We start from the raw sequence: 13,951 nt of genomic DNA, 5'->3' as shown, positions 1-13,951 counted from the left end.
TCTAAGTGGGCGGCCTCCCAGTTGGTCCCCAGGCCTTCAGCGCAGCTACATAGCCGCTCAAAAACTCTTGGGCTTCGGCGTGCGTGAGCACTTTACGATTCCAGGCTAAAGCGATGGTGACCTGGCCGTGGTTGATGCCCAGGCCCATCGAAATGTTGGTGTTCAAGCGAACCGGTGGTGTACCGATGCCATCTTCGATCAGCGTATCACCGATGCGCATATAACCTTGTTGATCGCTGGCAAAGATGCGAGTCAAGCCGCGATTGGCATCGCCTCCATAAGTGAACACTGCGGTGGCGACGTTGCGCATGCGTCCCAACATCCATCGAAAGGCGCGCGGATTTTTTTGGCTCAGGGCCATGCCCTGTATGAAGTCCAAATAGACGCGCGAGTCTTTGATATGCCGAATCTCGGTTTGCACACTTCTGAGCAACTGTTCCCAGTTCAAACATTGTTTGTGCGTGCGACCTAGAAATGAATAACTGATCCGATTGGCAGCCGACAAGCGTAGATCGTCGCGCGAACGAATGTCAAAGGGCATCAAGACTCGAATGCGCCGTCGGCTGCCGCGCAGGCGAAACCGCTCGTTCCACTGTCGGCAGCGGTGAAACAGGATGGCAATTCCCAAGTCATTGATACCAATTTCACTCTCGCGGGCACGAGTCAGAATCGGTTCGGATTCTTTGGTGCTCAAGACCTCCACCAGCATTGGTTCATGAGGCGGCGCATGCTGGTCGCGGTTGGTGTGCGCGGGCAGTGCTGAGCCACGAACCGGGGTGGGCGGCTGGCAGAAGAAGTAGTACGTGTTTACCGCGCGCTGCCAAGGCGTCAGCGTTACGGTGGGAGGTGTGTCGGTCAAGTGCTTCAGGCATCCACGCGATAGCAAGCGATTGGGGTCCAGTCGATCCATCCGCAAGTTCGATTGGAGCGGGTCATCTTGCCCAGCACACAATCGCGCGTAACTGACCAGCACATCGATGATGTAGCGTCGCATGCCGAGTCCATCGGCGCAGGCGTGATGAAACTGAAACAGCAATCGCCAGCGACCGTCGGGTCTTTGGTCGTGCCAGGTGCGCACACCACACTCAGTGGTTAAGTCAATCGCGACCAGTTGTCCATCGCGGACCGGAGGCTGGTCGACGATGGACCGCAGACGCGGTCGATACGCGGGATCGTAATGCCACTGCCAAATCAAAGGCTGTCGTAAAACTCGCGATGCGTAGAGCGGATTGCGCTGACAAGCTCGAAAGAGCGCCTCTTCGAGTTTGCCCGTATCCATTTGAGTGGCCGCGACCACTTGCATGAAGGCAACCATCGGATGATCCGGCTGGTCGTCCAGTAACAAGTATTGTTCGAAGGGCGTCAGGTCGAGCGGGAAAAGGTGATCGGAACGCGGATCTTCTACCGGGCGACGGACTCGCCTGATTTCGACATTGCTGGCAAGTGATTCTCGTTCTTGGGGCTCATCCATGCAGCGCCTCGCCGCCGTCGATCGTTAACACCTGGCCCTGCACAAGATCGCTTAACGGGCTAGCCAGGTAGAGAATTGCATTGGCAACATCTTCGGCTAACAGTTGGCGACCGCTAACCAACCGACGAGCTGCGATGGTATCGAATATTTGTTGGCTCTCTGGCAGATTCTTGGTCGAGTCGCTGGCGACCAGGCCGGCCAAGACTACGTTGACATTGATGCCTTGGTTGCCCAGTTCCAGGGCCAGATGCCGTACCATGCTTTCGAGCGCCGCCTTCGAGGCGCCGATCAGTCCATACGCAGGTAGTGCACGATGTGAGCCGTGACTGGAGAGCGCGATGATCTTGCGGCGCAGAGCTGGCTGGCTGGGTGGCTTGCCTTGCATCAGCGGCATGGCTCCTTGAGTCAACAGCATCAGAGCCTGCACATTGGTTCTGAAGGTGGCTTCGAAGTGTCGGGGAGTGGCGGCCAATAGGCTACGAAAGCCACCTGAGGCAGCATTGCTGACCAAGATATCTAGTTTGCCAAAGTTGTCGCCTACGAACTGCAACATGCTGGCGATATCTTCTGGTTCGCTAACATCGGCTTTGACGGTGGCAGCGCGGCGGCCGAGCAACGCGATTTGTTGGGCGACTTCTTTGGCGGCGGATTGGCTGGTGACGTAGTTGATGACGACATCGGCTCCGGCCTGAGCCAAACGTAACGCGGTAGCGCGACCAATGCCGCGTGATCCGCCAGTGACTAAAGCTACCTGGTTGGTGAGGTCGATCATGACGGCGAACTTTCTGATGTCGGGCAACGATTCACGGTGCATGCGGTGGCCGAAGTGCAAACCGAGTTCGCCTCGCTGGCAACGGCCCGCGTAAGATATTGTTGAAAGGCGGCAATACGCTCTTCGCATCGCCCCAGAATACCACTGTGTGGGCTATGTTCCAGACCCTCTTGAATCGCACGAAACATACTCAAGTCTTCTTTGAGAATATGTTTGTTCAAATTGGCCGTCAGCTTGCCCCACAACCAGGACAGTGGCTGCATGTATCGCTTGCCGCCTGTGGGCTGGCGTCCGAATTGACGTACTACTGCTTGGGCTTGCGACGTTCCCACCGGCAAGATGCAGTGGCATAGGCTCATGGCATCGGTAAAGGAGAACAATAGATTGGGAAAGACATGATGCTGTGAGTAGCCACGCGTATCTTCGTATCCTAAAGAGCGTACGATACGCCCTTCGGTGTTTTGGAAGAAGGCATCGAGACGAGAATGCGGACAAAACGGCAACTGCGCAAAAAATGCCGTGCGATGTGGCAGCAGTAAATGCTCCGACTTGTCTTCGCCTGGATCAACTTTGAACGTGGCGGGATGCACGGCTGGTACGTGATAGGCTTCGAGCGAATTCTCGATCGGCACTTTCCAGTTGGCTGGGTAATCGGGATTCCACTTGAGCGTCACCCGCCACTCGTTTCCAAAGCGAGCTTCCAGGAACTGATAAAAATCTTCTCCCAGGAACTGTTTCAGCTCGGGCGCCTGCTCCGACAAGCAGACGAAGACCAATTGCCCAACAGTGGCGACTCGATAGCTGGGCAAGCAGAGTTTGTCGCGCTCAAACGGTACGAAGTTCTTTGGCTCGGGTATACGACCGGTGCGTCCATCAGCTTGAAACTCCCAGCCATGATATTGACATCGCATGCGCGCTGAATTGCCAGAGGCCTTGGAACTGATCAGGCAGTGACGATGCGAGCAGACGTTCGACAGTGCTCGCAACGTGCCACCAAAGTTTCGCACTTGCACAGCCACGCCCGCGATGGTGGTGGTCAGAAAATCGCCATCGGTGCCAAGTTCCTGAGTTGTGCCAACCGCATGCCAGGTTCGCTGCATGACCGATAACTCGCGCAGCATGTGCTCTGGGCTTGCATAGTCGCTAGGCGCGAGCAAGTGAGGCAAACATGTAGGCGATTGAAACATTAGCGGACTACCGAAGCTGACGAAGCTAGTTGCTCTTTGGATGCGTCAGCCAGCCAGGCAATTCGGTAATTGCGCACGTTGACCAGCATGTCTTGATTGACACCATAGAGCGTAAAATCAAAAGCTGCCTGGCCGGGAGAAGCATTGCGCAGACGCACATGTACTCGACACGCTTCGCCTGCCCATGGTGCACGACCCAATTCGATCTCTTCAAACCCTGCGGGCAAGGCCGAACCAGGCGCAACGGTCTGCCAGGCGAGTATGCCGGTGGCAAACAAGCATGCATCCACTGCCGAACTGGGTAACTGCCAGCCGCGCACTTCGCGACGACCGCCGGCCAGTTCGATCAAGGCTGGGGCTGTAATGCGTCCCACCAATCCTTCTTCAACTATGGTAAAGCCGCGCAGACGCTGCAGTGGCAGGCCCACGTAGAACTTCGAGCCGGCAGTTGGAAAAGTTGGCCGATGCCAAGTCACTTCTGTGGGCAATGTGATGCGAGTTAGCGGTGAAGGTTGACCTGCCAACACAACTTCGCCCGTCATGTTGACGCGATTGCGATCGACCAGGCGACCATCGCGGGCATGGAAGTCGCTCATCAAGCGGCACTCGATGCTGGTGTTGTCTTCGCTGGCAAGCGTGGCCACGCGGACGGGCACAATCGTATCGGTGTAAAACCGCAGGCCCTGCAAGGCGCGAACGTGGCGGAGCTTCAAAGGTTGCATGTGCCCCCAGTGCGCGCGGGCTGCTTCCAACATCAGCTCGGTTCCAATCACAATCGGCAGCAAGGGACGATCATCCAAGCGATGCTCGGTCAAGAATGGATCTTTGGCTGGATTCAATTGAGCCACATGCACCTGCTCTCGAGCATTGGTCACCGTCGATGGCTTTTCCAGCAGCGGCGTAGGCGGTGGCGAATGGAGCAACGATCTGCCAGCGGCGTCTACCAACAACTCTGGTTCGTAGAATAGTCGATAGTAACGATCGTCAGTGATCAGGACTTCGCTATCGTTACTATTGCCGGCCAGTTCACGCAGCAAATGATCTACGCCTTCGACAGCAGGCATGAACTGCATGTCGATCATTTCGAGGGCCAGTTTTGTTTCTGGCTTGGTAGCCATGCCGATATCGCCCCAAGCATGCCAATGAAAACCGATAGCATGTACGTTGGGTCGAGCCACGCGCAACCAATCCATCTGCTTGCACAGCATATCGTTGGCTAGCGAGTAGTCGGTATGTCCGTTGGCTCCGAAACGCCCGCTGATCGAACCAAAGCCTACGAAGGCTTCCAATGGATCCTGCCAGGTGGCTTCGATCAGCGACCAGGCGCCATCGACTTTGGCCCCGATGCACTGATTGACTTTTTCGGCTTGCTTGCGATCAAACCTCGCGTCCTTGCCAACGCCTGCGCCATGCAACACGCCCTGGATTGGACCGGAGATTTCGCGCACCTTGGCCAGCGTTTGGGCGACAGCCGTTCGATTGGTAACATCGCAACTGTGGTAATGCACTTCGATACCCAGGTCGTTAAAGCGACGCAGGTTGCGATCGATCTCGAGAGCCTTCTCGGTGTCTTGCCAGGTGGTCACTGGATTCTGACCTGCAGCCCGTGCCGAGGTCATGACTTGTGCCTTCAGTTCGCGCAAGCCTGCGTCATCGAGATATCGCCAGCTGTCGCGAATCTGAGGTAGAGGCTGAGTGCCAATCAGATGCAGTTTCAATTGGTACTTTAGCGCCAGTTGCTCGGCCACATATGCCGTGATCCCGCGCGCTCCGCCGGTGCAGACCCAGGTTCCGCCGACAGTAATTGGCCAACGCGTTCCATCTTTACCCGGTTCATCTTTTCCAGGTTCATCGAGCGGCTTGGCAATGGCCCGGACTACATGGCGTTCGCCTTGGCAATAAGCGACTTCGACATCAAAGCTGGGTATCGAGAGTTCATGCCAAATGTTGTTGGCGATCTGGGCAGGCGAGTCCTCGCGACAAGTGTCTATGGCTTTGATCGGGAAGGTGCGAAAGCCTTGAACCCAGCTTTCGATCAAGATCGATTTCAGCAAACCACTCAGCGCGCCACCTTCGATCGATGGTACTTTGCCTTGCAGACCAAAGTCGCCGCCCAACGTCGTCACCGCTACCAGGCTGGCATCATCGACCCAGCCGCTGGCACACACATGATGATGCCAACGTTGACAAAGCCAATACAGACTCATCAAACCTACGTTGCGACGTTGTTGCCATGCGCTGGCATCCAAGGTCGATTGAGCTTGTGGATCACACGGAGTTGTCAGGAACAAATGGCGAATCGATTGTTGCTGGATGGCTGCATCGAAGCGTTGGGCTAGTTCGTGTTGATCTTCTGTTCCAGCCCAGCGCATCACTGGGACTTGGGCACTCCGCAGTCGCGATTCCAACTGGATAGCCACAGGATTGTTGCCGATGATCAAGGCTGTGCCTGACCATGTAGGCCTACGACCAGTAACAGGCCGTTGCGGCGAGGGAGCCATGCGCAACACAAAACGTTTGGTGATCGATGCGTCGGTTGTATTGGCTGCGTTGTCACTGTATGCAGCGTCGGTGGCTGGGAAACTGATTGGTGTGGTAGCTGTCGATTCAGTGGGAGGCGGAGTAATGATTTCAGTTGGAGCGCTGAAAGACGCTGTGGGTGCCGCATTATCAGCGACAGCAATGCGAGCTTCGTCACAAGCAAACGGGCTCGGTCGCAGTTGAGTTCGCACGACCAGTTCGTGTTTTGCTACATCGAGTAACACCTGGGCGGACGAAGTGTTAGCGAGTGATGCGCTTGCGGGCAAGTTGCCTTTTTCAATCACTACGACGCCCTCGCGACACTCTAGAAGCACGCGTTGAGCGGAATGGACATCGACACACATGACCCACCAATCACCCGTTAATCGCAACTGGCGGGCAGCGCGCTCAAACGCAGCCAGCGTCGTCGTCTCGTGTACGTGTGCGGCAAGCCAGGTGGCCAATTGAAGGGCAGGTGAAGGTTTGGTGTGGGCATCGGCACTACGGCTGAGACTTCCGCCGGTCAGCAGCAATCCATGGGAACTCAAATGCATCAGCGCATGGACGCAACCGGGCGTTAACCATTGAAACTGGTTTTGGCCAGTGTGTTGTCGCCAGTGAAGGGCCAGTGGTACACCGCCCGCACTGCTCAACCATCGGGGCACTTGATACTCTGCAATCAATCGCAGCGAGCTGTCATCGCAGCCAGCTTCACTTGCGCAGCCCGGTTGCCACTGAGCTTGCGCCAAGATACTTGCATCCAGAGCCATCAAGCTGATGTCGGCGGCTCCAAGTGCACTGGCAAGTCGCTGCGCTTCGGCTTGAACTTGCTGACGCTCGCCATTGTAATGCACTTGCTGCTCGTCTTCGGCCCGGCTGGGTCGACCGGTCATCGCTTGCAAGTTGGCGAACACAGCGGGGATGTAATTGGGTGTAACTGATACGCCGAGAGACTCGCCACTGAGCCGACGATTCAGCTCATTACTCAGGCTGTTAGTCGGGCCACTACTCGGGCCGCGATTTTCGTGCGTGCCAAAACTGGCCACTGGCAAGGCGCTGGGTTCGACAAACGGCAGGTCGCCGATCGTTAAACCAACCAGCGTGCGAAATTCATGAGCATCCTGCGACTCCCGTAAACTGGCCACTTGAGTTACAGGTACAGAGTTATCGAACGTTGACTGTTGCGTCCCTGGACTGGTGATTTGAGCAGCCGTAGTTGTGGACTGCGAATGCGATGATTTGATCGGCAGCGCGCCAACCAACCAATCTTTTACGCTGCGCAGGGTTCTAAATTCGTTGAGTGATAAGCGTGCCCCTTCGCCGGCGTCAGTGATAGGGAATGCAAAGATCTCTCGCAATTCCCCGAACAGCTGGGCTTTCTTGATGCTGTCGATACCCAAGTCGGCTTCTAAATCGGCGTCGAGCTCGACGATCTCCGGTGGATAGCCAGTCTGTTCAACTACAAAGTCGATCAACAGTTGCTCCAGCTGAGCTCCATCAAACTGCGCAGCTGGTGATGAGCTGACTTCAGTGTCGATAGCGGTCGCTTCGATCTGCACCGGTGTCGGTGCTGCTATCGAAGCAGGAATAGCCATAGGATCGGTGGCGCTAGATGTTGGTAAGCTGGGTGTCGATGTTGGGCTCGTAGTCTGCATTGCTTGCGCGGCCTGAGTCGACTGCAGCAGCCAGTCGCCTTTGCCAGGTACGGTTACCAGCAAATCGACGATGTCGCGTAATGATTTGAAACTGTCAAGCGAGAAACTAGTGAGCGATTCAAGATCGAAGAACTCGCGCAGTTCGCCGAACAGCTGCGCCTTCTTGATGCTGTCGATTCCCAAGTCGGCTTCGATATCCCAACCCAGTTCGATGATCTCTGCCGGATAACCAGTCTGTTCGACGACGAAGTCGATCAAGAATGTTTCAATGGCCGTTTGCGTTGCGGCAGCAGATGCCGGCGTCGCAGCGACAGTAGGTTGTACTGCAGGTTGGGCTAATGGTTGAGTTAATGGTTGAGTTAATGGTTGAGTTAATGGTTGAGTTAATGGTTGAGTTAATGGTTGAGTTAATGGTTGGGCGATTGACGCTGGCGGAACGGGTGTTTGAAAGGCGGGCAGAGCTGCAGCGCTAATGGCTGTCGGTAGGATTCCGTGCTCGCGCGCTTGGTGATGATTGGCATTGCGTTGGCGGCGAACTTGGGAAGCATCGAATTGGATGACGGGTGTTACGCCAGTTTGTGCGACCGTAGCGCCTGTTGCAGCCGGTGGAGTTTGTAAGGCCGTGCGGCGCATGCGCTCTTTGCGCACCGAAGTGGCATCGAAGTGCACTGGTTCGACAAAGCTCTGGGATACGGCTGCAGGCTCTGCGTGTTGAACACTGGTCAGTTGCGAGCTCATTGTTGAGGCACCATATACTTCGAGTCCCGCTTGAGCAGAAAGCAATTGAAAACGCTGGCCACGTTTGACATGATCGGTCGATAGCACAATTAAGCGCGAGCCTGCGATTTGACGAGTCAAACGCGTTAGAACTTGTTGAGGTCCCGCTTCGACTACCAGGCGTACGCCGTCAGCAATCAAGCGTTCGACGAGGGCCACATAATCCAGTGGTGTAACCAACTGAGCGCACAGCGCCTCGCGAATGTCAGCTGGGTCAGCGATATATTTGCAATACACACTGCTGAGTAGCGACGTGTGAGGTGGCTCAATCGCGACTTGTTGTAGCTGGTCAGCGAAGGGCTGCTGAGCCATAGCCAGTGTGCTGGTATGGAAAGCAGCTGGTACGGCTAGCAGGCGACTGGCGATGCCTTCGTTATCGACTACTTGAGCGAACTGGGTGACAGCCGCTTGTCGACCACCTACTACAGTTTGTTCGGGAGCATTGCGATGCGAGATGGCTACCTGGCAATGCGATTGGCGAATCAAACGCTCGACCGTGGCCGCAGGTGCTTGAATGCTGAGCATGCCGCAAGCTGCGGGTGCATGTTCGATAATCGAACGGCAACGATGCCAAGTACCGACCAGAGCACTGCGAACATCCCAACAGCCCGCTGCTAACATCGCAGCCAGTTCACCATAACTATGGCCAGCAACTACATCGGCAGTAAAGCCTTGCGATCGCAAGACAGTCAGCGTTACATAGTCGGCCACCAGCATAGCAGCTTGCGTGTGCCATACATTTTCACCGAGTTGCGATGGCTGGCTCCAAGCAATCTGTTCGAAGCTCGGTTCACCGAGCTGGGCGAGTATTGCATTGCATTGATCCACTGCGGCTCGCGCCAGTGGACTGGCAGTCACTAACTCGCGCAGCATGCCGGGGTACTGTGAACCTTGACCAGGAAATAGCCAGGCTAGCTTGCCACAGCGCTGGTCGGACTGCGACCAATAGAGCCCCTGCTCTGCCAAAGGTACGAGCGAGTTGGTTTGGCCGAGTTGGGCTGCCAGCGTCTTTAGTTTTTGTACATAGTCCGTGGAGCTAACGACCAAGGCAGCCCGCCAGGCTGGCGAATCAGCCAGGCTCGATAACGAACTCTTGAGCGCCTCATCCCAGTTGAGTTCGGCAAGCGCAAGCAGCTGCCGAGCAAGCGTGGATTGATCCGCAGCCGAGAATCGCATAATGACCTGCGACTGGTCAACGGCCTCGTGATGAACAACAGGCTCAGGCTGCGCGGGTAACGCATCAATGGCGGCAGCGACTACGTTTTCAACTATGAGCTGTGCAGGTTCACCGGCTTGGACGGCTGCGTAATAGTCGATACCTGAAACAACCGATTGGGATAGCAACGCGATTTTGCCTTGGCCAGTTGGCTCAAAGGTCTGTTCAATGACATCGACGAGCCCTTGAGCTCCTTGCAAGTTGCCCAAGGTCTTGCGGGCTTTGTATCCAGGTGGATGCAAATGCGCGCGCAATTGGTTCCAGGCTGGGCCGGGCAACGTTTTAACAGGCTCGCTTGTCTGTCGAACAGCCGATACTTCGTGAATGGTTGCCAGAATGCGGTCGCCATCAGCTTGAGCATCGCTCAGTCTCTTGAGCAACACCAGCGCCACACCTTCGGCAGGAATAGACTCACGTAACTTAGGACGTTCGTTAGGAGAGGCCGCTTCATATTGACGTCGATCGACTAAACGCTGTGTCAATGCCAGGCGCTCGAAGCTAGCCCGGTCCAGTGAACTTTGGCCAGTGGCGCACAACACCTTATCAACTGCACCACTGCGCAGCAAACCGGTGGCTGCATCGAGCGCAGCTAGCGCGGAGGCATCGGCTGCGTCAATCGCCATGGCACCACCCATCAGGTCGAAGGTCTTCGATAGTCGCGAAGCCAAGGTGCTGCTAGTGAAGGAACCGGTTTCATCCAGCAAGGCTGGATAATGCTTGAGGAACAGTGCTTCGTACTGCTGAACAATGTCGCTAGCGATGGCTGTTGAGGTGGCGTGCGCGAGCAAGCGGGTTAGTTCGCGTTTGAATTCAGGCAGGCGCAATCCAGCATAGAGTGCATTGCCAAAATCACCGCCGAATACCGATCCGACGACCACTGCAGTGTGCTGTCGATTCCACTGGCGCTGGAAGTAGCCGGCTTCGCGCAGGGCTTGTTCGGCAGCTTCGAGCAACATGAATTGCAGAGGATTGGCCTGGGCGATCTGCTTCGGCGGCACCTTGTGTTTGCGCCAATCGTATTGATAGTCAGTTATGTAACCGCCGACGACTTCTAACGCGTCCGCAGGCAAGCGACGCTGACTCAAATGACGCCAGCGTGCAGCTGGTGGTGCGGTCACTGGTGAATGGTCCGAGAGTAACAGCTCCGCCAAGGCGCGCACATCCAGTGCACCAGGCAACACCACACCGCGGCCGATGACTGCGATCGGTTCGGGACGCGTTTGAGAGCTGGGCAGGTTGGTGGTGATGCCAATCGCAGGCTGTGGCACATACTCATCGACGATGACATGCACATTCAAGCCACCGATGCCAAAGGCATTGACCGCGGCGCGGCGTGGTTGGCCGGTAGGTAACGAGGGCCAGGCCTCGCATTGATGCGGCACATACAGTGGTATGTTGGACCAATCGATCGACTCATTCAGATGTTGGACATTGATCGATGGAGGAATCGTGCGATGGTGAATCGCGAGAATGACTTTGAGGAGTCCGGCCAGTCCTGCTGTCTCGAGCGTGTGGCCAATGTTCGATTTAACACTGCCTACAGGTATACGTTTGCCTGGCGAGAGATGAGTCTTGAAGAAACCGGCCAGGGCTTCCATTTCCGTAGCATCACCTACTTGGGTGCTAGTTGCGTGCGCTTCGACCAACTGCACGGAGTCAGCAGTGATACCAGGTGAGTAGGCACGCTCGATGGCGCTGGCTTGTCCTTCTTTGCGTGGCGCCCAGAGCGATCGGCCTCGACCATCGCTGGACATGCCGATCCCGCGAATGACGGCGGAGATTCGATCGCCGTCGGCTTGGGCCTTGGCGAGTGTTTTCAGCATGAACACGACATAGCCTTCGGAACTGATCAAGCCATCGGCCGCTGCATCGAAGGGTCGCGACGAGCCGCTAGCGCTGCACGATTGAGCTTGTGAGAACAGGATCAGGCTATCAAATTTGTTGTACGACGCACCGCCAATGATGGCTGAATCAATCTGTCCCGCGCACAGCGCGGTGGCGCCCAGGGTCAAGGCAACTAGCGATGATGCGCAAGCAGCATCGATCGACATGTGTGGTCCAGACAAGTTGAAAGCCTGGCTGATCAAACTAGCGGCGCAACTGGCATCGACGGTCGGTCCACCCTGGCTGTTTCGCGCGGGACGAGCTGCGCGCAGTTTGCTCTGTAGTTCGCCTTCTATCTGTTGCCGAGCCGACTCGGGTAACGCTTGCCATTGGGGCAAATCGGATAACAGATCGATATAGTCCGATAGCAACGTGCGGTAGGCGATCTCGCCGCCACAAGTGGATCCACCACTGTGCCCGACATAAACGCCTGTCCGCGTACCATGGAGTTTTTGTTGATCGTAACCAGCCTGGCGGCAGGCGCGGGCGACTACTTCGCACAGGATCAAGTGGCAAGGATCAAACTGTGCGCCGGCTGACTGGCTGATAGGCATCAGCGACCAATCGATATCCCGCGACGAAATCAAGCCGCCAATATCAGAATAGCTCTGGCCGCGAACCCCTTTCTTGTCCGTCAAATAAAGGTCGCGATCAACAAATTGATCGGGGAACCGTTCGATCCCGTTTCGACCGGACTGCAGCAAGTGCCAGAACTGGTCGAGATCATCAGCACCCGGCAAGCGACACGCCATCCCGATGATCGCCAGCGGTTCATGCATCCAACTGGTTCTGCGTTCCACTATGGGCGAGGTCATGGACATGGCAATAAGGGACTTTTCCAATCGAGCTGGTGTGCAAGGTGCAAGTCAAAGTGTGAATCAGGTGCCGCGGGCAAAGCGCGGTAGGATACAAGCAAATTATAACCTAGCTAGGATTTTGATCATCAACGATGACGATTTGCTCCAGCCAACCGCGCACAATATCTAGCCCATCCTGCGGCCATGGACCGCGCAAGGTAAATCGCCCTTGTTCCATCAGCGAAAGGAGGGTGTCGGATTTCGATAAAGCACGTAATATCGATTCTTCGGTCACCGTTAAGCGCAGACCGCTAGCAATGACATTGGATGATAGCACCGAATTAAGCTGCCACTTGCCCGCGCTGCGACAAAAGCGGAGTGTCGACTGCGTACGATGGAGCGTTTGGTGCGCTCCCAAGATCTCTAATTCAAACTGGATGTCCCTTAGCGACTCAGCAGAGTGACTTGAAGGCACTTTGTGTGGATCGATGCTTAAGCGTTGCGATAAGCGCGCAGGCGCCGGTGGACGTGGCCAACCAAAATTGTTGTCGATGGCGGTACTGGCCAGGCGATGGAGAGCGGCCTGGTCCATCGCCGGGCATGGAAGGTCTTGCAAAAATGACGCAGCCCGCGTGCGGTCAAAGGGCGGATCGTCTTGAAAATACGATTTGTACACTGCCATCTGCTGGCCAAACATCTCGGGTGGATAGTCTGCTGGCGACGCACCCGACTCATTACTGGACGCGCGGCGCGGAAGTCGAGAATCCAGCGCATCCAGGATAGCAGTTTGCATATCGTGAAGTCGGGCAGGTTGCGGATGTGTCAAATGATAGGTTCCGCCCAAAGCTGCGGGTGTTTCCATCAAGTGAACAATGGCCGCTGCCAGCCAGTCCACTGGGACCAGGTTCTTGCTGTCGCTGGTCTCCAAACCGAGTTGCTGACGCAGCACATCAGCGGCGGCACGATTTAGTCCCAGGGTGCGCACCAGGCCAGCGGCGATTTGCAACGGTGCGTAGAAGCCGTGATAGGTCGAGGTATAACCGGTGCGTGAATCGCCAACAACAATGCTGGGGCGATAGATGCTGACCGGTCCGATATGTGGGCAACTGCGCACCAGGTTTTCCGAGCGAATTTTGCTGCGTTCGTAATCGTTTCCAGCCTGTGCCTCAGAATGTACAGGCAGTTCAAACGCAGTGCGACTGGCCCGTGGTCGATCGTTATGGCGATCGCATTGCACGTAAGCAGTTGAGACCTGATGGAATTGTTTTACTTGCAATTGGGCCGCGACATCCAGCAGGTTCTGGGTGCCACCTACGTTGGAACGATAGGGTTCACTGTGAGCCGAATCGGCTTCGAAGCGAATGCTGGCCGCCGAATGCAGGATGCGCAGCGGCTGACTCTTTAGCAGAGACCAGGCATCGGGCGACAAGCCTATTCCGGGCGCACAGAGGTCTGCCTCCACCACCATCGGTCTTGGCAACCAGCTCTGCTTCTCAAACTCCGCTAAAGCTTCATCGATGCGGCTGACCGCATCTCGCATCGGTTGCGAGCGCACGAGCACAATGGTCGGAACATGACGGCGCAGCAATTCAGCCAGCACAAAACGACCCACCAATCCAGTGGCGCCGGTTAGCAGTACTGTTAAATTGCCTGTCATGTGTTCTTGCACGAA

Annotated in this window: 5 protein-coding genes; all 5 read right to left on the bottom strand. The window is 56.0% G+C overall.

Annotation, left to right across the window (positions count from 1 at the left end; genetic code table 11):
• Position 1 precedes the first annotated feature (1 nt).
• Positions 2–1,471 carry a hypothetical protein gene (locus SH573x_RS30075; RefSeq protein ID WP_479351913.1) on the bottom strand — a complete coding sequence of 490 codons (1,470 nt, stop codon included), beginning with the start codon at positions 1,469–1,471 and terminating at the stop codon, positions 2–4.
• The gene (locus tag SH573x_RS30070; protein WP_479351912.1) at positions 1,464–2,243 is read right to left on the bottom strand and encodes an SDR family oxidoreductase; all 780 of its coding nucleotides are present in this window, start codon (positions 2,241–2,243) and stop codon (positions 1,464–1,466) included. The genes SH573x_RS30075 and SH573x_RS30070 overlap by 8 nt, the downstream gene beginning before the upstream one ends.
• A complete protein-coding gene (locus SH573x_RS30065) occupies positions 2,240–3,430 on the bottom strand; it encodes an aromatic ring-hydroxylating oxygenase subunit alpha (RefSeq protein WP_479351910.1) in 1,191 nt (396 codons plus the stop codon). The genes SH573x_RS30070 and SH573x_RS30065 overlap by 4 nt, the downstream gene beginning before the upstream one ends.
• Complete coding sequence (locus SH573x_RS30060) at positions 3,430–12,297, bottom strand: beta-ketoacyl synthase N-terminal-like domain-containing protein (protein WP_479351909.1); 8,868 nt, start codon at positions 12,295–12,297, stop codon at positions 3,430–3,432. The genes SH573x_RS30065 and SH573x_RS30060 overlap by 1 nt, the downstream gene beginning before the upstream one ends.
• Before the next feature lie 109 nt (positions 12,298–12,406).
• Positions 12,407–13,936: an SDR family oxidoreductase gene (locus SH573x_RS30055; protein WP_479351908.1), complete on the bottom strand. Its 1,530-nt coding sequence runs from the start codon at positions 13,934–13,936 to the stop codon at positions 12,407–12,409.
• Positions 13,937–13,951: the final 15 nt, after the last annotated feature.

This window comes from Rania fehmarnensis, assembly GCF_056494185.1.
Note: the sequence above shows the minus strand (reverse complement) of the source record. Positions and strands in the feature narration are given on the sequence as shown.

What these genes read in the sequence shown, in the direction of transcription:
- SH573x_RS30075 (WP_479351913.1), bottom strand. Translation starts at nt 1,471, where the DNA reads ATGGATGAGCCCCAAGAACGAGAATCACTTGCCAGCAATGTCGAAATC.
- SH573x_RS30070 (WP_479351912.1), bottom strand. Translation starts at nt 2,243, where the DNA reads ATGATCGACCTCACCAACCAGGTAGCTTTAGTCACTGGCGGATCACGC.
- SH573x_RS30065 (WP_479351910.1), bottom strand. Translation starts at nt 3,430, where the DNA reads ATGTTTCAATCGCCTACATGTTTGCCTCACTTGCTCGCGCCTAGCGAC.
- SH573x_RS30060 (WP_479351909.1), bottom strand. Translation starts at nt 12,297, where the DNA reads ATGACCTCGCCCATAGTGGAACGCAGAACCAGTTGGATGCATGAACCG.
- SH573x_RS30055 (WP_479351908.1), bottom strand. Translation starts at nt 13,936, where the DNA reads ATGACAGGCAATTTAACAGTACTGCTAACCGGCGCCACTGGATTGGTG.